Here is an 18,962-nt window from a genome sequence, read left to right on the forward strand (position 1 = left end):
TGACGATGAACATCCGCATACAACAGCTGGGCAAGCGTTTCGGCGCATTCCCCGCGCTCGACGGCGTCAGTCTGGACATCCGCAGCGGTGAACTGCTGGCCCTGCTCGGGCCCTCCGGGTCGGGCAAGACCACCCTGCTGCGCGCGCTCGCCGGGCTGGAGCAGCCCGAGCAGGGCCGCATCCTGTTCGACGGCGAGGACGCCACCGCGCTGAGCGTGCAGGCGCGCCGTGCCGGTTTCGTGTTCCAGCACTACGCGCTGTTCCGGCACATGGACGTGCGCGCCAACATCGCTTTCGGCCTGGAGGTGCGGCGCGGTGCGCAGCGCTGGCCGAAGGCGCGCATCGACGCGCGCGTGGAGGAACTGCTGGCGCTGGTGCAGCTCGACGGCCTGGGCGGGCGCTACCCGACGCAGCTGTCCGGCGGCCAGCGCCAACGCGTGGCCCTGGCGCGCGCGCTGGCGATCGAGCCGCGCGTGCTGCTGCTGGACGAACCGTTCGGCGCGCTGGACGCGCAGGTGCGCCGCGACCTGCGCGGTTGGCTGCGCGAACTGCACGACCGCACCGGCCTGACCACGGTGTTCGTCACCCACGACCAGGAAGAGGCGCTGGAACTGGCCGACCGGGTGGCGATCCTCAACCGCGGCCGCATCGAACAGGTCGGCAGTCCGGGCGAGATCTACGACCGGCCGGCGTCGCCCTTCGTGTACGGCTTCGTCGGCGAGGCCAACCGCCTGCCGGCGCGGGCCGACGGCGACGCGCTGGACGTGGCCGGCGCGCGCTGGTCGCGGCCTGCCGGCCTGCCGGCCGCGGATGCGCTGGAGGTCTACGTGCGCCCGGAAGACATGCGCGTCGGCGATGCCGGCGACTGGGTGGGCACGGTGCTGTCGGTGCAGCGCAGCGGCGCGCGCGCGCGGCTGCGCGCCCGCCTGCGCGGCGCCGCTGTGGACGTGGACGTGGACGTCGAGCTTCCGCCCGACGCGCCGCACTACGCGGCGGGGCAGGTGGTCGCGCTGGCGGCGCGGCGCCACGGGGTGTTTCCGGTATCCAGCGCCGGTTAGCGGCGGCCGCGCGGCGTTCCGGGCCGCGTGGGCGCGCGCTGTTCCTTCGACGATGCGGTGCCGTGGGTCCGTCCACGGCGGTATGCCTAGTCGTTGGTGGTCAGGGAAATCAGCGCCCGGCGAGGGACTCGCAACCGGGGCGCTGGCTTCAACGGCGCGTCCGCCCACGCCCGCCCGCCGGGGCGCTGGCGTTGCCGGCCAATCTGGTTAAGAATTTGTGAATCCTGCGCCATGGCGGCGCCGGCATCCCATTCACGGAGATTCCCATGATTCCCTGCAAGCGCCTTGCCGCCGTTGCCTGTGCCGCCCTGCTGTCCGTCCCGTTCGCCGCCTGCGCCGAAGACGCGGCATCGCCCGTCAGCTGGGAAATCGGCGCGGTCTCGGACTACCTGTTCCGCGGCGCCTCGCAGACCGACGAGAAGCCCACGGTGCAGGGCAGCGTCACCTGGACCACGGCGAGCGGCCTCTACGTCGGCAGCTTCGCCTCGGGCGTGGATTTCGGCGACGGCAGCCCCGACATCGAGGTGGACTACTTCGTCGGCTACGGCTTCGACGTCAGCGACAAGGTCAACGTCGATGTGCTGCTCAACCGCTACACCTACCCGGGTGCCAGCCAGATGGCCTACAACGAACTGGTCACCACCACCACCATCGCCGAGAACTGGAAGGTCAACGTCAGCTATACCAACGACGTGTGGGGCAGCAGCACCACCGGCTGGTACTACGGCCTCGGCGGCGAGTGGGGCCTGCCGAACGACTTCAGCCTGAACGCCAACGTCGGCCGCAGCGTGTTCAACGACAGCGACGTGGCGCAGGACTACACCGACTGGGGCGTGGGCATCGGCCGCAGCTTCGGCATCGCCAACGTCTCGCTGGGCTACTACGGCACCGACGGCAAGGGCCGCGACAACTTCGGCAAGCTGGCTGACGACCGCCTCATGCTGTCGGTGAAGATCGCGCGCTGAGCGCGGCGGTGGGGCGATAACGAAAAAAGGCGCCGTCAGGCGCCTTTTTTCTTCTTTCTCGGGGATGCGCCGGCTGGCCTCAGTACCAGCTCAGCACCACCTTGCCGGCCTTGCCCTGTTCCATCAGGTCGAAGCCTTCCTGGAAGCGCTCCACCGGCAGCTGGTGGGTGAGCACCTTGCCGAGCGGGAAACCGGACAGCACCAGCTGGGTCATCTTGTACCAGGTCTCGTACATCTTGCGGCCGTAGATGCCTTGCACGGTCAGGCCCTTGAAGATGATCTTGTCCCAGTCGCAGCCGGCGCCCTTGGGCATGATGCCGAGCATGGCGATCTTGCCGCCGTGGTACATGCAGTCGAGCATGTCGTTGAACGCGCGCGGGTTGCCGCTCATTTCCAGGCCCACGTCGAAGCCTTCCATGTGCAGGTCGGCCATCACGTCCTTCAGCGACTGGTTGGCGACGTTGACCACGCGCGTGGCGCCCATGTCGGCGGCCAGCTTCAGGCGGAAATCGTTGACGTCGGTGACCACTACGTTGCGCGCGCCGATGTGCTTGCAGATGCCGGCGGCGATGATCCCGATCGGGCCGGCGCCGGTGATCAGCACGTCCTCGCCGATCACGTCGAATTCCAGCGCGCAGTGCGCGGCGTTGCCGTAGGGGTCGAAGAAGGCGGCCAGCTCGGATGGGATCTGGTCGGGGATCGGCCACAGGTTGCTGGCCGGCATCACCATGTATTCGGCGAAGGCGCCGTTGACGTTGACGCCGATGCCGACGGTGTTAGGGCACAGGTGCGGGCGGCCGCCGCGGCAGTTGCGGCAGTGGCCGCAGACGATGTGGCCTTCGGCCGAGACGCGCTGGCCGATTTCGTAGCCGGTCACGCCCGGACCGATCTCGGCGATGCGGCCGACGAATTCGTGGCCGATGGTCAGGCCCGGTTTGATGGTGCGCTGGCTCCATTCGTCCCACAGGTAGATGTGCAGGTCGGTGCCGCAGATGGCGGTCTTCTCCAGCTTGATCAGGACCTGGTTGGGTCCGGGCACCGGCACCGGCACCTCTTCCATCCAGATGCCCTTGGTCGCCTCGCGCTTCACCAGCGCGCGCATCGTCTTCTGTGTCATTGCCGGGAAACCGCAGTGGGAAAGAGTGCCGATTATATGCGTTCGGCCGTAACCGCCCGTACCGGCGGGTCCGGGCTACGGCGATGGTTTCACCCGCTACAATCGGGTTTCCATTTTCCGGGGGTCCGCCTCATGCGTCTGAATCTTCTCGCTTTTTCCGTGGTGGCCGGGCTCGGCCTGGCGCAGGCGGCATCCGCCGCCGAGGGCATGTGGGTACCGCAGCAGCTGCCGCAGATCGCCGGGCCGCTGATGAAGGCCGGGCTGAAGCTGGACCCGCTGCAGCTGAGCAACCTGACCGGCGACCCGATGGGCGCGGTGGTGGCGCTGGGCGGCTGCACCGCCAGCTTCGTCTCGCCGCAGGGCCTGGTGGCGACCAACCACCACTGCGCCTACGGCGCCATCCAGCTCAATTCCACCGCCGAGAAGAACCTGATCAAGGACGGCTTCAGCGCGGCCAGCTTCAAGGACGAGCTGAGCGCCGGCCCGAACGCGCGCATCTACGTGCTGGACGACATCACCGACGTCACCGCGCAGGTCAGAGCCGCCATCGCCGGCGCCGGCAACGATCCGCTCAAGCGCACCGAGGCGCTGGAAGCGCTGGAGAAGAAGCTGGTGGCCGAGTGCGAGGCCGACGACAGCTACAGCTGCACGCTGTACAGCTTCTCCGGCGGCAACACCTACCGCCTGTTCAAGAACCTGGAGATCAAGGACGTGCGCCTGGCGTACGCGCCCCCGGGCAGCGTCGGCAAGTTCGGCGGCGACGTCGACAACTGGATGTGGCCGCGCCACACCGGCGATTTCTCGTTCTACCGCGCCTACGTCGGAAAGGACGGCAAGCCGGCCGCGTTCTCGGCCGACAACGTGCCTTACCAGCCCAAGCACTGGCTGAAGCTGGCCGACCAGCCGCTGGGCGAGGGTGATTTCGTGATGGTGGCGGGCTACCCGGGCCGTACCGACCGTTATGCGCTGGTCAGCGAGTTCGAGAACACCGCCGGCTGGACGTATCCGACCATCGCCAAGGCCTACAAGGACCAGATCGCGCTGGTCGAGGCGGCCAGCAAAGACGACAAGGACATCGCGGTGAAGTACGCCGCCAGCATGGCCAGCTGGAATAACACCAGCAAGAACTACGACAGCCAGCTGGACGGCTTCAAGCGCAACAACGTGCTGGCGCAGAAGCAGAAGGAAGAGGCCGCGGTGCTGGAATGGCTGCGCGGGCAGGGCGCGCAGGGCAAGCCGGCGCTCGACGCCCATGCGCAGTTGCAGGCGCTCGGCGCGCAGGCGCGCAGCACCCAGCAGCGCGACATCACCCTGGGCATGTTCAACCGCACCGGCACGCTCGGCACCGCAGTGCGCCTGTACCGCCTGGCGATCGAGAAGGCCAAGCCCGACGCGCAGCGCGAGGACGGCTACCAGGAACGCGACCTGCCGGCCATCGAGGGCGGCCTGAAGCAGATGGACCGCCGCTACGTGCCGGCCATGGATCGCCAGTTCCAGCAGTACTGGCTGCAGCGCTACGTCGCGCTGCCTGCGGCTCAGCGCGTGCCTGCGTTCGACACCTGGCTGGGCGGCAGCGACGCCGCGGCCGTGGATGCGGCGCTGGCGCGCCTGGACGGCTCGCGCCTGGGCGACCTGGCCGAGCGTATGAAGTGGTTCAACGCCGACAGGGCCGCGTTCGAGGCCAGCACCGACCCGGCCATCCAGTACGCGGTGGCGGTGATGCCGGCGCTGCTGCAGATCGAGCACCAGAACAAGGTCAAGCGCGGCGAGGAACTGGTGGCGCGTCCGCTGTTCCTGCAGGCCATCGCCGACTACAAGAAGAGCAAGGGCGAGTTCGTCTATCCGGACGCCAACCTGTCCCTGCGCATCACCTTCGGCAACGTGAAGGGCTATACCGGCCTGGACGGCAAGGTGCAGCAGCCGTTCACCACCATCGAAGGCGTCGCCGCCAAGGAAACCGGCGTCGATCCGTTTGACTCGCCGAAGGCGCTGCTCGACGCGGTCAAGGCCAAGCGCTACGGCGGGCTGGAAGACAAGCGCATCGGCAGCGTGCCGGTGGATTTCCTGTCCGACCTGGACATCACCGGCGGCAACTCCGGCTCGCCGGTGCTCGACGCGCATGGCCGTCTGGTCGGCCTGGCGTTCGACGGCATCTGGGAGTCGGTGGCCAGCAACTGGGTATTCGATCCGGTGATGACCCGCATGATCTCGGTGGACCAGCGCTACATGCGCTGGATCATGCAGGAAGTGGCGCCGGCGCCGCAGCTGCTGAAGGAACTGGAAGCCGCGTCGAAGTAAGCCGCGCTCCGGCCTGATCGAAGACCCCGGACGGGAAACCGTCCGGGGTTTTTCTATTGCCGCTGTTCTTGGCAGGCGACCGCGCGGGCCATCACGACGTCATGGGCCGCTCCTGGCGGTTTTCGATGGGTTCATGGGGGCGGACTCGTCCCGCACGGTGCGGGATGCGGAAACCCGGTTCAGGGCAGGCCCGGAATCCACGGCGCTGATCCGCTGGAGCGGCTTCACCCGCGAATAGCTTTGAGGTATTCCGCAAGGAACAATCGTGCGCCAGCGGCCTCCCGCAGTCCCCGGCTATCAGGCAGTCGGGCGGCACCTGGACGCGGGCAAACCGGGCGAGCAGGAGCGCGCTTGCGTCAGCGGTACGGTCCCGGCCCGCGCCAGACCAGTTCGCCGCGCCGGTAGACGTACATCACCGTGACCACGTCGCGCGCATCGCCGATGGAGCGCAGTTCCGGCGCGTCGGGCGCGAGCAGGCGGCATTTGCTGGAGCCGCGCCTGAGCGCGACTTCCGCCGGGCAGACCATCAGGTAGCTGGTGCCCGGCAACGGGATGGACAGTTCCTTCATGCCCTGTTCCATCCAGGTACGCAGCCGCGCTTCGGCCAGCAGGTCGTAGACGATCTGGTAGCCGCCCACTTCCATGGCCGGCTCGCCGGCGGCCATGTCGTTGCGGTAGCCGTTGCGGTTGACCGGCCCGGAAGCGCGCCCGTCGTCGGGCGCGGTTTCCTTCGGCTGCCAGCCCGGCGGGCGCCCGGTCCAGGTCTGCGGGCGGCGCTGGACGCTTTCCGGCGGGCTCGTGGCCGCGGCCTGCGCGGACTCGGCGGCTGGTTGCTCCTCGCTCCTGTCCTGCTTCTGTTCCGGTTCGGCCGGTGGCTCGATGTACCTGGCCTCCGGCACCGGCTTGCGTGCATCGGCCTGCCGGCGCGCCACCGGCCTGGAGGGCCGCTTCCGGTCATTCACCGGCTTCGGCCCCGGCGGCTGGCGCGCCGTGGGCGGGGAGGGCGGCGCTTCGCCGACGAAATCCACCTTGACCCGGCCGCCGCCGGCCGTTCCCTGCGGCGTGGTCACCACCGGCGGCGTGGAATGCAGCAGGAGCAGCAGCACCAGCAGGTGCAGCAGCGCGCTCAGGATGGCGGCCGCCCACGGTTGCAGGCGTTCGTTCCAGGGTCTGCGGTTGGAGTGCACGGAAACCGGGTCGCTGCTCATGCCACGTTGCGGGCGGAGGAAGGGCTGGCCCTCATGTGGGCGTCATGCCATGCGGCCGATGGGGGCGGCCATGGTAACGCCTGGCGTCGGCGGCCACGCGCGTCGCCGGCGGCATCGGCGCGTTGCGTTCATTCGGGCATGCGCATCGCCCGCGGCGGCGTGGTGTCGTTGCCTTCCATCCAGCCGATCCAGTGGCCCGGTCCTGCGGCCGGGTCGGGCACCGCCAGTCCGCGAGCCACGCCCTCCGCGTCGACCAGCAGCAGGCGCGCATCGCCGCCAGCCGCATCGGTGGCGAACCGCACGCGCCTTGCCGGTGTTTCCAGCAGGTTGTCCACGGTTTCGGCCTGCATGCCGCGCACGGCCAGCGGTTCCGTTGACGGCCTGCGGCCAAGCCAGCGCGCCTGCGGCCAGGCGAACATCTCGACCTGCGCCTGCCGCTGCAACGGCAAGGCGGCGACGATCTCGGCCGGCACGTTCTCTCCCAGCGGCGCCGCGCGATCCACCACGCCGACGGCGGCGGCCACGGCGGTATGCACGGCCACCTGGCGCATGCTGCCGGCCAGCTTGGCCGTCCACACCTGACTGGGCAGCAACACCAGCGCAACCACGAGGACCAGCGACAAGGCGCGCCGTGGCGACGATGCGCGCGCCACCGCGGCCAGCAGCAGGCCCGCCCAGAACAGGCTGGACCACACCAGGTAGCGCGGCGCCAGCAACTGGTCCGGATACGTCTGGAAATACGCGTCCCGCACCACCGCCACCAGGGCGCCGGTGGCGGCGGCGAACAGGGCGATGCCGATGCCCAGCCGTTGTGCCGGCGCCCATGGCGTCTGCGGGGCCTGCCAGGCCTTGAGCACCTGCCACGCCAGCGCGGCCAGGCCCGCCAGCGCGATGGGAATGTGCGGGAACCAGGCCAGCATCACCGGTCCGAACCGGGCGTCGTAGGCCGATGCGACGGGCGAGAGCAGCGCGCCGGCCGCGGAGGGCAGGCGCGCGGCCAGCGCAGGGTCCAGCGCCGGCCACACGGCATGGATCCAGGGGCCGGCCAGCCAGCGCAGCCAGGACGAGACCCAGGAAAGCGGCGCGAACGCGAGCGCGCCGGTGCTGTCGCCGGTCAGCTGCAGTGCTGCCAGCGTGAGCACGAGCCCAACGGACAGCGCGGCCCATGCTGCCAGCCGCGCGCGGGTGAGCCACAGCATCGGGAAGAAGGCCGCGAACGCCGCGATGCCGCTGCCGAAGGAAAACGCCGCGGCGAAGCCGCACAGCGCGGCGATGCCCGCCGCGCCGGCGTCTGGCCGCAGCTTTCGCCCGAGCACGAGCAGGCCGGCAAGCAGCAGCGCGGTCACGCTGTAGGCATGCACGGTCTCGTTGCCATGTCCGAGCGCGCGCTGGTTGCCCAGCCAGCACAGCCCCAGCAGCAACGCCAGCGCCGCGGCGTTGCGCTGCGACGACGGCAATCCCGCCAGTTGCCGCCAGCCCAGCGCCTGCGTGGCCAGCAGCAACACGATGCCGATGCCGATCTGCAGCCACTGGCCGCCGTGCAGCCAGTGCAGTTCGGCCAGCCGCACCAGGCTGGGCAGCAGTTCGTGGTGGCCGTTGTCGGCGTTGACCACGCTCTGCGGGAACGGCGTGGACAGCAGGTGCGCCTGGAAGCGCCATTGATCGGCATACGGCACCTTGGGCGCGCGCAGCATCACCACCAGCGCGGGCAGGAGGAACGCCGCCGCCGCAAGCCAGGCGGCCGCGCGGCGCAGCGTATCGGTCGTGTTTTTCATGCGCGGCATGCTAGCAGGCGTCACGCGGCGGCCGTCGCCGAGGATGCCGCGCGCCGGGCGGCACCGGAAGCGGACGTTCGTGTGCGGCGGTGCGCGCGAGGCGCGCGGTGATGTCGGTCCGCGGCCGTCGATACGGCAAGCCCCGATATGCGCAGGACGCTGGCCGGGCGCGCGGATGCGTCGTCCCTGCCGCCGGCCGTCGGCGCAGGCGTTCCTGCCGTTTTCATCCCCGCGTCTCTGCCTTCCTGCCGCCCGCCGCCGTGGATTTCGTAACGCAGGCAACCGTGCCCTGCATCGCCGCGGCGACAGGCTATGATGCGGGCCCCGCCACGGACTCCCAACTGCATGCGCATCCTGCTTGCCCGCCACGGCGAAACGCCGTGGAACGCCGAAGGCCGCTACCAGGGCCAGATCGACATTCCCCTTTCGCCGGTGGGCGAGGCGCAGGCCAGGGCGCTGGGCGAGCGCCTGCAATCGCTGGACATCGCCCGTGCGGTGGCCTCGCCGCTGTCGCGCGCGCAGAGCACCGCCCGCGCCGCGCTGGGCAGCGCCCGCGCGGCGATGCTGCAGACCGATGCGGACCTGCAGGAAATCGCCCATGGCGAATGGGAAGGCCTGCTCGCCAGCGAGATCCACGACAAGGATCCGGCGCGCCTGCGCGCCTGGCGCGAGGAGCCCGATACCGTACTGATGCCCGGCGGCGAATCGCTGCGGCAGGTGCTGGACCGCAGCTGGCGCGGACTGGCCCGCGCCGCCGAAGGGCTGGGCGCGGACGACACCCTGCTGGTGGTCGCGCACGACGCGGTCAACCGCGTGATCCTGTGCAAGGTGCTGGGCCTGCCGATCGGCAAGCTGTGGACCTTCCGCCAGGCGCCGACCACGCTGAACCTGCTCGAAGGCCCGGACGTGGAAAGCCTGGAAGTGGTACGCCTGAACGACTGCGCGCACCACACCCCGTTCTTCGGCGAGGCCAAGCACCGGGCGCTCTGATGGCGGTGCCACGGGCAGGCGCGCGCTGGCTGCCGGCCGCGCTGCTCGCGCTGTCGCCATTGGCGGCGATGGCGCAGCCGGTCGACGGCTGCCCGCCCTATTCCGTGCAGGACAACCGCGCGCCGCACTATCCGCCGTCCGAACTGTGGCGCCTGCTCGGCTACACGATCAACGTGATCATCGAGGTCGACGCCTGCGGGCGGGTGACCGGCGCGCGCATCGAACGGGCCTCCGGCGTGGTGGCATTGGACGCCGCGGCACTGGCGGCGGCCCGCGCCTGGACCGTGCCGCCGCACTACCGCGGCCAGCCGCGCTACCGGCTGCCGTTCGTGTTCGAACCGCTGCCCGAGGCGCTGCCGGCGCAGGAACGCTGGCGGCCGCACGATCCGTTCTTCGAGGAGCGCAGCAGCGGTCGTGTGCCGATGCCGGCGCCGGACGCGCACGGCGCCTTGCCCGGCTACATCGCCGATCCGTATCCGATCGGCTTCCTGCAGATTCCCGAGGCCGTCGCCGCGATCGGCCCGCTGGCGCTGTTCCGCCGCTACGGCTCGCAGGCCAACTTCTGGCTGCGCGACGAGGAAGGCCTGAGCCTGTTCCAGCTCGAGGGGCCGATGATGGTGCGCAACCGCCTGGTCAGCGACGGCCGGCATCGCTTCGTGGTCACCAGCGTGCTGTGCGGCAACGACCTGGAAGCCTGCCGCCAGGCGCTGGCGGAACTGCGCGCCGCCCGCGGCCCGCAGCAGCCGGTCGCCACCGACGACTCCGCGCAGCCGTAGGCGTCTTCGCGGCCCTTTGCAACGCTCTTGTAGGAGCGACTTCAGTCGCGATGGGGACTTCCCGGTACGGCCCCATCGCGACTGAAGTCGCTCCTACGTGTGATGCGGCGTATAGCCTGACGGCTGCGACGGCACCGACGCCGTTCCGCCGGGCAGTGAGGTTCCCCTTGGTCAATCGGTGCCGATGTTCTCCGCGAGGAACGATTCCAGCTGCCTGTAGAACTCCACCACGTTCTTCTCGTTGTAGAAACCATGGCCTTCTCTGGCGACGGCCATCCAGCGCGGCTTGTTGCCCGCCTTTTCCAGCGCTCTCTTCATTGCTTCGGCCTGGGCGATCGGGGTGCGTTCATCTTTTTCGCCGTGCGCTAGGAATACCGGTTGCCGGATACGGGCGACCAGCGCCAGCGGCGAACCGGCCAGCAACGCGGCGTCGTCGTGGCCGACGAAACGTTCGATCGCGGCGCGGCCATAGTAGCTGCGCGAGGTATCGCTCCTGTTGGCCATCGCGCGCAGGTCATAGAGGCCGGCCAGGCCTGCCGCACACTTGACCAGTTCCGGCGCCCTGGCCGCCAGCATCATCGCCGAGTAGCCGCCGAAGCTCGTGCCATAGACGCAGATGCGCTGCGGATCGGCATAGCCTTTTTCCACCGCCCAGCGCATGCCCTCGATGAGGTCGTCCTGGATGCGTGTATTCCATTTGCGGTAGCCGGATTCCTGGAAGGCATAGCCGCGATCGCTGGAGCCGCGGTAGTTGACCTGCAATACCAGATAGCCGCGCGATGCCAGGAACTGCGCGTCGGTGTCGAAATTCCATTTGTCCGCGACGTAATGCGGCCCACCGTGCGGCAGCAGCACCATGGGCAGTCTGGAAGGCTGCGCGCCTGCGGGCAGGGTCGCGTATCCGTCCAGTTCCGTTCCATCGCTGGCGGTGAAACGAAAGTATTGGCGCGATCCCATCTGGGTGGGATCGATCGCGGCGTTTTGTTGCAGCAGGCGTGCCAGCGAATCCTTCCTGCGATCCATCACCGCCCACTCGCCCGGATTGCGGTCGCTGTCGATGGCGATCAGCGACAGGTTGCCGTCCGCGCTGTGGTCGGCGAAACGCACATTCTGGCCCGGGAAACCCTTGCGCAGTTCGGCGTGCAGTTTCGCGTCGGGATTGTCCGGGTCCAGATAGACCACGCGCGGTTGACCGCCCTTTATTTCAGCGGCCAATGGCTGCCAGCTGCTGTCCCATATCACGGCGCCGACGCTGTTGAAGCCGTCCTCGGCCAGTACCTGCCGGTTGCCGAGCGAAAGGTCGGCCTTCACCAGCGAAGAAGGCCCGTTATTGGCAGCGTGGTAACCGATGACATGCTGGTTGTCGGGCGTGATGGCGATGGGCCGGAACGTACCGCCAACAGTGGCCGAAGCCAGTGCGCGCCAGTTCCTGCCTGCCGTGTCGGCCACGTACAGCAGCTGGTTCTCGTCCTTGTCGGTGCCGTAGGCGAAACGCGGTACGCCGGCCGCATCCAGCACGAAGCCCATGCCGCGTTCGCCGATGTCGGCGACAAGGCGGCTTTTGACGTTGCGCGCGCTGCTCGCGTCCACCTCGTACACCAGCGTGGCGGGCAGGCTGTTCTCAGGCGAGGCGCGGCTCATGAAGAATTTGCCGTTGGCGTCGCGCGGCAGCCCCTCGAACACGCCGAAGCCAGGCGGGACACCGACGCCGAGCAGGGATTCCTTGTAGCCGAAGATATAGCTGTGGTTCTTGCCGTCGTAGTCCAGGCCGATGATTTCGCCGAAACTGAAAGGCTGCTCGCGCGCGCCCCGCTTGCCGCCCTTCACGTAGACGAGGCGGGTGTCGCTGATCCAGTGGATCTCGTATGCCAGCTCGTACTTGGGCAGCTTGAGGAAGGCGGTGTTGGACATGTCCGCCAGCCGGTAGATCATGATGCCGTATTCGTCATTTCCCAGATTGGCCGACACCGCGACATAGGAGCCGTTGCTGGAAATACGGGGGTTCTCGAACGTCTGCTGCGCGGCGAAGGCTTCGATCGGCACCGTGGCCGCCATTGCCGCGCCTGTGGGGAACAGCAGCATCAATGCCGCGACCAGGCCACATGCGCGCTTCTGAAAGCGTTTCACTTCCGGGAGTTGCTTCACTGCATTTCCCCACTGTTGGATTTTCAGGCGCTGGAATCCAAACATAATTTTCGCCAGCCCGCGAGTATTCGATCGGGGCCGGGAAGGGCATGCCTTGCGACCATGCCGACCATGGTTGCCTTGCGGACGAGACAGGCAGCGGATGCGGCTCTTCCAATCTCCTCGGGAACGCGCCCGCGTGGCCAAGGTGCCCGGACTGGATGATGGCGTCCCGGACCGGCCCCGCGGTGGGTGCTGCGCGCGGTTGTATCATGTGCGCCCATCCGCGCCGCCGTACCGTGCGCCGGCGCGCGTCATCCGAGAACCCCCGCATGTCCTCCGCACGTCCGACCACGCTCGAGCAGTGGCTCGCCCATATCGACCGACAGCATCCGCAGCCTATCGCGATGGGGCTGGAGCGCGTGCGCGAGGTGGCCGGTCGCATGGGCCTGGAGCGGCCGGCGCGGCACTGCATCGTGGTCGGCGGCACCAACGGCAAGGGCTCGACGGTGGCCTTCATCGAGGCCATCGCGCGCGCCGCCGGCTGGAAGGTGGGCGCCTACACCTCGCCGCACCTTATGGCCTACAACGAGCGCGTGCGCATCGACGGCGCCGACGTGGACGACGCCACCCTGGTGAGAGGCTTCGCCGCCGTCGAGGACGCGCGCGGCGACACGCCGCTGACCTATTTCGAATACGGCACGCTGTGCGCGTTGTGGGCGTTCGCGCGCGCCGGCCTGGATCTGGCGGTGCTGGAAGTGGGGCTGGGCGGACGCCTGGATGCGGTCAACATCGTCGATGCCGACGTATCGGTCATCACCACCGTGGACATCGACCACGCCGACTGGCTGGGCGGCGACCGCGAAACCATCGGCCAGGAAAAGGCCGGCATCATCCGCGGCTGGAAACCGGTGATCTTGGGCGAGATCGACCCGCCGTCCAGCGTGCTGCGCCGCGCCTACGTGCTGGGCGCCAACGCTATCCGCTTCGGCAGCGATTTCTTCGCCGAGGAGGTCGACGCCAATACCTGGCGCTGGCGCGACGTGTCCTTCCGCATCGAACTGCCGCAGCCGGCGCTGTGGGCGCCGGTGCAGCGGGCCAACGCCGCGGCCGCCATCGCCGCGCTGCGCGCGCTGGACCGCCCGGTCCCGCGCGCGGCATGGGCGCAGGGCGTGGCGCAGGCGCAGGTCGCCGGACGCCTGCAGCGTTTCGAGCGCGAGGGCGTGGAAGTGCTGGTCGATGTCGGCCACAACCCGCAGGCTGCCGCTGCCCTGGGCGCCGCCCTGCAGGCCCGGCCTGCCGCCGGGCGCACCCTGGCGGTGTACGCGGCGTTGATGGACAAGGACGCCGCGGGCGTGGTCGCGGCGCTGCAGGCGCGGGTCGACCGCTGGTACCTGGCCGGGCTGGACGGCGCGCGCGGGCAGAGCGCGGAGCAGCTGCGTGCGCGTCTGGCCGGCAGCGCGGCGGGCAGCGCCCCGGCCTGCGCGAACGTCGAACAGGCGCTGGCCAGCGCGCTGGAGCACGCCCGCCGCGGCGACCGCGTGCTGGTGTTCGGCTCCTTCCACACCGTCGCCGAGGCCCTGCCGCTGCTGCGCCGGTAAGGGGAAACCGTAGGAGCGCACTTCAGTGCGCGAAGAGGCTTTCCCGGCAGAACCCCTTCGCGCACTGAAGTGCGTTCCCACCCGTTCAGCTGCGGCGACGTTGACCATCGGCAGCGCCGCCTATAATCGCCGGACATTCGCCTGCCGCCCGACGCCCTGCCGTGGATACTCCTCTGAAACAGCGATTGATTGGCGCCATCGTCCTGGTGGCGCTGGCCGTGATCTTCCTGCCCATGCTGGTCAAGGGCCCGGCGCCGGACAGCGGCGTGCAGGACGTGCCGCTGCGCGCGCCCGACGCACCGGCCGACGCCCAGTTCGAAACCCGCGAGCTGCCGCTGGTGGCGCCCAACGCGCCGGCGTCGGGCAGCGCCACGGGCATGCCGGGCGCGGCGCCCGTGGCCGAAGCGGCCTCCCCGGCCGAGGCGGCGGAGGGTGGGGCGCTGCCGCCGACCGCGGCCGCCGGCAATTACGCGGTGAATTTCGGCGCCTATGCGACCGAGGCCGACGCCGACGCGGTGATCGCCCACCTGAAGAAATCGGGCCTGCCCGGCTTCCGCCAGCCCGACACCCTCAACGGCCGCGCCGTCTGGCGCGTGCGCATCGGCCCCTATGCCGACCGCGCGCAGGCCGAGCTGATCCGCCTGGAGGCGGGCAAGGCCAGCCGCGACGTGAACCCGCAGGTGGTGGTGCTGGACGCCGACAAGGAGCCCGCGGCGCCGGCCGCCGCCCAGCCCGCCGCGGCGACCGCTTCGACGCCTGCCGCGGCTTCGCCCGCGGTGCGCAGCGAACCGCTGCCCGCCGAACCGGCCAAGCCGGTGGCCGCGGCGCCCAAGGCGGATACCCGGCCCGAGCCCAAGCCTGCCGCGCCGAAGCCGGAAGCGTCCAGGCCGGCGGTGCCCGAGCGCTCCACGACGACGGTCAGCACCGCGCCGGCGGCCAGCGGCGTCGGTTTCGCCGTACAACTGGGTGCGTTCGCGCGGCCCGCCGATGCCAACGCGCTGCGCGACAAGGTGCGCACGGCCGGTTTCAGCGCCTTCGTCGAGCAGGTGCGCACCGACAGCGGCGTGCTCAACCGCGTCCGCGTCGGGCCGGTGGCCAGCCGCGCCGATGCCGAACAGCTCAAGGCGCAGGTCGCGGCGAAGATCGGTATCGCCGGCATGGTCCGGCCGCATCCCTGATGCGGCTGCCCGCCTGATGCGCCGCCCGTGATCGACCTGCTGTTGCTGGGGCTGATCGTCCTGTCGGCTCTGTCCGGGTTGGCGCGGGGCCTGCTGGCCACGGTGTTCGGCGTGCTGGGCTGGCTGCTGGCCGGCTGGGCCGCGTTCCGCTTCGGCCACGATGCCACGCTGATGCTCAGCGGCGGCGCGGAGCCGACCCTGGGCCAGTACGCCGCCGGCCATGCCATCGTCTTCCTCGGCGTGCTGCTGGCGGTTTCGGCGGTCGGCCTGCTGCTGCGCGGGGTGGTCGATTCCACGTTCCTGCTCAAGGGCCCGGACCGCCTGCTCGGCTTCGGCCTGGGCATCGTGCGCGGCGTGCTGCTGGCCGTGCTGGCGGTACTGGTGGTGGGCTTTACCCCGGTGGCCGACGGCGAGCCGTGGCGGCATTCGCAGGTGGCCTCGTGGCTGCGGCCGCCGGCCGACTGGCTGCGCGCGCGCCTGCCGGAACTGCCCGCCAGGCCGGACCATGCGCTGCTGGACTTGGGCAAGGCGGTGCTGGCAGGCGATAATGCCGCGCTCAGCGAACATGAAGCGGGCAGCGGACTGCCGCAAGCGGTGCCGGAAGGGGCGGAAGACGCCCGGCCGGCCGCGACCGGAGGCAGCCGCCAGGACCCGGCGAAGGCGTGGCCTTCCAACATCGATCCGGCGCAGGTGCGCCCGGATCACCCCGGCCCGGCACGGACCGGGCCATCGGGCCAGGCACGGCCCCCTTCACGTTAACCGGGCCACGGCCCAGCGGAGATCGCGCAACATGTGTGGCATCGTCGGAATCGTCGGCAACCAGAACGTCGCCGGGCAGCTCTATGACGGCCTGACCGTCCTCCAGCATCGCGGCCAGGATGCCGCCGGCATCGCCACCGCCAACGGCACCCGCCTGCGCGTGGAGAAGGCCAACGGCCTGGTGCGCGACGTGTTCGACGAGCGCCGCATGGCGCTGTTGCAGGGCCGCATCGGCATTGCCCACGTGCGCTATCCCACCGCCGGCTCGGAAGGCACCGACGAGGCGCAGCCGTTCTACGTCAACTCGCCCTACGGCATCGCGCTGGCGCACAACGGCAACCTGATCAACACCGAGGCGCTGCGCCAGCAGGTGTTCGAGGCCGACCGCCGCAACATCAACACCGACTCGGACAGCGAAGTGCTGCTGAACGTGTTCGCCTACGAGCTGGACGCGCAGCGCATGCTCACCCCGGAAGCGGCGATCCGCGCCGTGGCCGGCGTGCACCGCCGCTGCAAGGGCGGCTACGCCGTGGTCAGCGTGGTGCTGGGGCTGGGGCTGGTGGCGTTCCGCGACCCGCACGGCATCCGCCCGCTGGTGCTGGGCAGGCGCAGCCATGCCGAGGGCGAGGAATACATCGTCGCCTCCGAGTCGGTGGCGCTGGATGTGCTCGGCTTCGAGCGCGTGCGCGACGTGCTGCCGGGCGAGGCGGTGGTCATCACCGAGCGCGGCGAACTGTTCGCCGAGGTCTGCGCGACCACCACGCAGCAGACCCCGTGCATTTTCGAATACGTGTACTTCGCGCGCCCGGATTCGATGATCGACAACGTTTCCGTGCACAAGGCGCGCATGCGCATGGGCCAGAAGCTGGGCGAGAAGATCCTGCGGCTGAAACCCGACCACGACATTGACACCATCATCCCGATCCCGGACACCTCGCGCGACGCGGCGCTGGAAATCTCCAACGTGCTCGGCGTGAAGTACCGCGAGGGCTTCGTCAAGAACCGCTACGTCGGCCGCACCTTCATCATGCCGGGGCAGGGCGAGCGCGTTAAATCGGTGCGCCGCAAGCTCAACCCGATCCACCTTGAATTCCGCAACCGCGTGGTGCTGCTGGTCGACGACTCCATCGTGCGCGGCACCACCAGCCAGCAGATCGTGCAGATGGCGCGCGATGCCGGCGCACGCAAGGTGTACCTGGCCAGCGCCGCGCCGCCGGTGCGCCATCCCAACATCTACGGCATCGACATGCCGGCGGCCGAGGAGCTGGTCGCACACGAGCGCAGCGTCGAGGACATCGAGAAGCACCTGGGCTGCGACTGGCTGGTCTACCAGGACCTGGAAGACCTGGAAGCGGCGGTGCGCGAAGGCAATCCGGAACTGAAGGCGTTCGATTCGTCCTGCTTCAACGGCCACTACGTCACCGGCATCGAGCCGGGTTACTTCGAGCGCATCCAGCAGCTGCGTTCGGACGAAGCCAAGAACAAGCGCCGCGCCTGACGTCGTAGAGCGCTGGAAGCCCCTCTCCCATCGGGAGAGGGGATGGGGTGAGGGGCGAACGAAGCAGCAATGTCTGAATGCCGATGACAATGCAACAAGCAGAAAACCCCTCGGGCAACCAACCCTCTTCCGGCGCTGCGCGCCACCTTCTGCCCCAAGGGCATCCATTCCCGGAGCGGGAAGGGAAGGTCGCCAACCTCCTCGACGCAGCCCGCATCTGCCTCGCCGAAGCCGACCCGCTCGAAAAAGTCGCTCTCACCCAGCACTACGCCGCCCAGTTCCGCGCCGGCAAACTCACGCTGCCGGAAAACGCGCCCGATCCCGAACCGATCCGCATGCCCGGCCGCCCCGCGCGGCTGGTGCTGGTGCATCCGCGCGACCTGCCGCGACGCGGCCTCGGCAGCCCGGAAGGCCGCGCGGCCTTCATCCACGCCATCGCCCATATCGAACTGAACGCCATCGACCTGGCCTGGGACGCGGTGTACCGCTTCCGTGGGCTGCCGAGCAGTTTCCATGCCGACTGGGTGAGCTGCGCCGACGACGAATCGCGCCACTTCCTGCTGCTGCGCGAGCGCCTGCTGGCCCATGGCCACGACTACGCCGATTTCCCCGCCCACAACGGCCTGTGGGAAATGTGCGAGAAAACCGCGCACGACGGACTGGCGCGCATGGCGCTGGTGCCGCGCGTGCTGGAAGCGCGGGGCCTGGACGTGACGCCGGCGATGATCGCGAAGCTGCGTTCGCTGGGCGACGACGCCACCGCCGACGTGCTGGAAGTGATCCTGCGCGAGGAAGTCGCGCACGTCGCCGCCGGCTCGCGCTGGTACCGCTGGTACTGCGAGCGCGCCGGCGTCGAACCGCGCGCGCGGTTCAAGGAACTGCTGTGCGAATACGCCGGCGGTTACCTGCACGGCCCCTTCAACCTCGAGGCCCGCCTGCTGGCCGGTTTCGACGCGGACGAACTGGCGGACCTGGTCGAACAGGCCGGCTGACGAAGGCGGAAACGGTATTCCCCGTTTAGCGCCGGCGTCGCGGCGCGGGAATCGCATGGCATTTACCCGCCGCGTGCGACGATGGCCGCCATCGTGTTCCGCAGCCTTGGAGAGTCGCCATGCATTCCGCTCGCTTCCTGTTGATGGCCCTACCGATGGCGATGCTGGCCGCGTGCAGCCCCGCGGCGCCGGACGCCGATACTCCCGCGCGTGAAGCGGCTACGGCGCAGGTGGACCCGGACATGGCGGTGTTCCCGGCGAACCTGCAGGCGGCGGGCGTCGAGCCGTTCTGGGGCGTGAAGGTGGAAGGCGGGACGCTGGCCTATACCACGCCGGAAACGATGGATGCGCCGCGTCGGCTGCAGGCCACGCGCAGCATCGATGCCGACGGCCTGCACCTGACAGGCGAGGACCGCGGCACGCCGTTCCGGCTGGACGTGCGTCGCGAACCGTGCTCGGACGGCATGTCCGACATGCCGTACCCGTTCAGCGTGTCGTGGCTGTTGGAGGGCAAGACCGCGAAGGGATGCGCGTTCGACCCGGCGTCCCCGCTGTTGCCGCAGTGAGCCTGGCCTGGCTGCGCGCGGGTGAGCCGGGAAATCGGCTATGGCCCTGCCTCCGGT

Annotated in this window: 15 protein-coding genes; 11 read left to right on the forward strand and 4 right to left on the reverse strand. The window is 69.6% G+C overall.

Going from position 1 to position 18,962, the window contains the following annotated elements; all coding sequences use genetic code 11:
- Positions 1–5 precede the first annotated feature (5 nt).
- Both CQ393_RS05380 and CQ393_RS05385 read left to right on the forward strand, forming a co-directional pair.
- Positions 6–1,058 carry a sulfate ABC transporter ATP-binding protein gene (locus CQ393_RS05380; protein ID WP_153190619.1) on the forward strand — a complete coding sequence of 351 codons (1,053 nt, stop codon included), beginning with the start codon at positions 6–8 and terminating at the stop codon, positions 1,056–1,058.
- Between the two features lie 266 nt (positions 1,059–1,324).
- Positions 1,325–2,023 (forward strand): TorF family putative porin, encoded by a 699-nt coding sequence (locus tag CQ393_RS05385; RefSeq protein ID WP_153190574.1) that lies wholly within the window; start codon positions 1,325–1,327, stop codon positions 2,021–2,023.
- 79 nt (positions 2,024–2,102) lie between these two features.
- Here CQ393_RS05385 and tdh read toward each other — a convergent pair whose 3' ends face one another.
- On the reverse strand, positions 2,103–3,125 hold the full coding sequence (gene tdh, locus CQ393_RS05390) for an L-threonine 3-dehydrogenase (protein WP_153190620.1): 1,023 nt from the start codon (positions 3,123–3,125) through the stop codon (positions 2,103–2,105).
- Positions 3,126–3,272: 147 nt separating this feature from the next.
- Here tdh and CQ393_RS05395 point away from each other — a divergent pair, with 147 nt between their 5' ends.
- Entirely contained in the window at positions 3,273–5,438 is a 2,166-nt protein-coding gene (locus tag CQ393_RS05395; RefSeq protein ID WP_153190575.1) for a S46 family peptidase, read from the forward strand.
- A 356-nt stretch (positions 5,439–5,794) separates the two neighbouring features.
- Here CQ393_RS05395 and CQ393_RS05400 read toward each other — a convergent pair whose 3' ends face one another.
- Both CQ393_RS05400 and CQ393_RS05405 read right to left on the reverse strand, forming a co-directional pair.
- Positions 5,795–6,646 carry a type II toxin-antitoxin system RelE/ParE family toxin gene (locus CQ393_RS05400; RefSeq protein WP_153190576.1) on the reverse strand — a complete coding sequence of 284 codons (852 nt, stop codon included), beginning with the start codon at positions 6,644–6,646 and terminating at the stop codon, positions 5,795–5,797.
- 128 nt (positions 6,647–6,774) lie between these two features.
- Positions 6,775–8,421: a hypothetical protein gene (locus CQ393_RS05405; protein WP_153190577.1), complete on the reverse strand. Its 1,647-nt coding sequence runs from the start codon at positions 8,419–8,421 to the stop codon at positions 6,775–6,777.
- Positions 8,422–8,766: 345 nt separating this feature from the next.
- Here CQ393_RS05405 and CQ393_RS05410 point away from each other — a divergent pair, with 345 nt between their 5' ends.
- Together CQ393_RS05410 and CQ393_RS05415 are read left to right on the forward strand one after the other, a co-directional pair.
- Complete coding sequence (locus CQ393_RS05410; RefSeq protein ID WP_153190578.1) at positions 8,767–9,411, forward strand: histidine phosphatase family protein; 645 nt, start codon at positions 8,767–8,769, stop codon at positions 9,409–9,411.
- A complete protein-coding gene (locus tag CQ393_RS05415; protein ID WP_153190579.1) occupies positions 9,411–10,187 on the forward strand; it encodes a TonB family protein in 777 nt (258 codons plus the stop codon). Before CQ393_RS05410 ends, CQ393_RS05415 begins: the two co-directional genes overlap by 1 nt.
- Before the next feature lie 171 nt (positions 10,188–10,358).
- Here CQ393_RS05415 and CQ393_RS05420 read toward each other — a convergent pair whose 3' ends face one another.
- Complete coding sequence (locus tag CQ393_RS05420; RefSeq protein ID WP_153190580.1) at positions 10,359–12,377, reverse strand: alpha/beta fold hydrolase; 2,019 nt, start codon at positions 12,375–12,377, stop codon at positions 10,359–10,361.
- Positions 12,378–12,643: 266 nt separating this feature from the next.
- Here CQ393_RS05420 and folC point away from each other — a divergent pair, with 266 nt between their 5' ends.
- From folC to CQ393_RS05450, 6 genes are all read left to right on the forward strand, one after another.
- On the forward strand, positions 12,644–13,912 hold the full coding sequence (gene folC / locus CQ393_RS05425; protein WP_153190581.1) for a bifunctional tetrahydrofolate synthase/dihydrofolate synthase: 1,269 nt from the start codon (positions 12,644–12,646) through the stop codon (positions 13,910–13,912).
- Between the two features lie 161 nt (positions 13,913–14,073).
- Entirely contained in the window at positions 14,074–15,090 is a 1,017-nt protein-coding gene (locus tag CQ393_RS05430; protein WP_343199616.1) for an SPOR domain-containing protein, read from the forward strand.
- 27 nt (positions 15,091–15,117) lie between these two features.
- Positions 15,118–15,849: a CvpA family protein gene (locus CQ393_RS05435; RefSeq protein WP_153190582.1), complete on the forward strand. Its 732-nt coding sequence runs from the start codon at positions 15,118–15,120 to the stop codon at positions 15,847–15,849.
- A gap of 31 nt (positions 15,850–15,880) precedes the next feature.
- Complete coding sequence (gene purF, locus CQ393_RS05440) at positions 15,881–17,347, forward strand: amidophosphoribosyltransferase (protein ID WP_153190583.1); 1,467 nt, start codon at positions 15,881–15,883, stop codon at positions 17,345–17,347.
- Between the two features lie 149 nt (positions 17,348–17,496).
- Entirely contained in the window at positions 17,497–18,339 is an 843-nt protein-coding gene (locus tag CQ393_RS05445) for a ferritin-like domain-containing protein (protein ID WP_228114302.1), read from the forward strand.
- Between the two features lie 119 nt (positions 18,340–18,458).
- A complete protein-coding gene (locus tag CQ393_RS05450; protein WP_153190585.1) occupies positions 18,459–18,905 on the forward strand; it encodes a hypothetical protein in 447 nt (148 codons plus the stop codon).
- The last annotated feature ends 57 nt before the right edge of the window (positions 18,906–18,962 follow it).

It is taken from the genome of Stenotrophomonas sp. MYb238 (assembly GCF_009496535.1).
Lineage (GTDB): Bacteria > Pseudomonadota > Gammaproteobacteria > Xanthomonadales > Xanthomonadaceae > Stenotrophomonas.

Coding starts and splice junctions, on each gene's coding strand:
- CQ393_RS05400 (WP_153190576.1), bottom strand. CDS start 6,646: ATGAGCAGCGACCCGGTTTCCGTGCACTCCAACCGCAGACCCTGGAAC.
- purF (WP_153190583.1), top strand. CDS start 15,881: ATGTGTGGCATCGTCGGAATCGTCGGCAACCAGAACGTCGCCGGGCAG.
- folC (WP_153190581.1), top strand. CDS start 12,644: ATGTCCTCCGCACGTCCGACCACGCTCGAGCAGTGGCTCGCCCATATC.
- CQ393_RS05450 (WP_153190585.1), top strand. CDS start 18,459: ATGCATTCCGCTCGCTTCCTGTTGATGGCCCTACCGATGGCGATGCTG.
- CQ393_RS05405 (WP_153190577.1), bottom strand. CDS start 8,421: ATGAAAAACACGACCGATACGCTGCGCCGCGCGGCCGCCTGGCTTGCG.
- tdh (WP_153190620.1), bottom strand. CDS start 3,125: ATGCGCGCGCTGGTGAAGCGCGAGGCGACCAAGGGCATCTGGATGGAA.
- CQ393_RS05410 (WP_153190578.1), top strand. CDS start 8,767: ATGCGCATCCTGCTTGCCCGCCACGGCGAAACGCCGTGGAACGCCGAA.
- CQ393_RS05415 (WP_153190579.1), top strand. CDS start 9,411: ATGGCGGTGCCACGGGCAGGCGCGCGCTGGCTGCCGGCCGCGCTGCTC.
- CQ393_RS05385 (WP_153190574.1), top strand. CDS start 1,325: ATGATTCCCTGCAAGCGCCTTGCCGCCGTTGCCTGTGCCGCCCTGCTG.
- CQ393_RS05420 (WP_153190580.1), bottom strand. CDS start 12,377: ATGTTTGGATTCCAGCGCCTGAAAATCCAACAGTGGGGAAATGCAGTG.
- CQ393_RS05395 (WP_153190575.1), top strand. CDS start 3,273: ATGCGTCTGAATCTTCTCGCTTTTTCCGTGGTGGCCGGGCTCGGCCTG.
- CQ393_RS05380 (WP_153190619.1), top strand. CDS start 6: ATGAACATCCGCATACAACAGCTGGGCAAGCGTTTCGGCGCATTCCCC.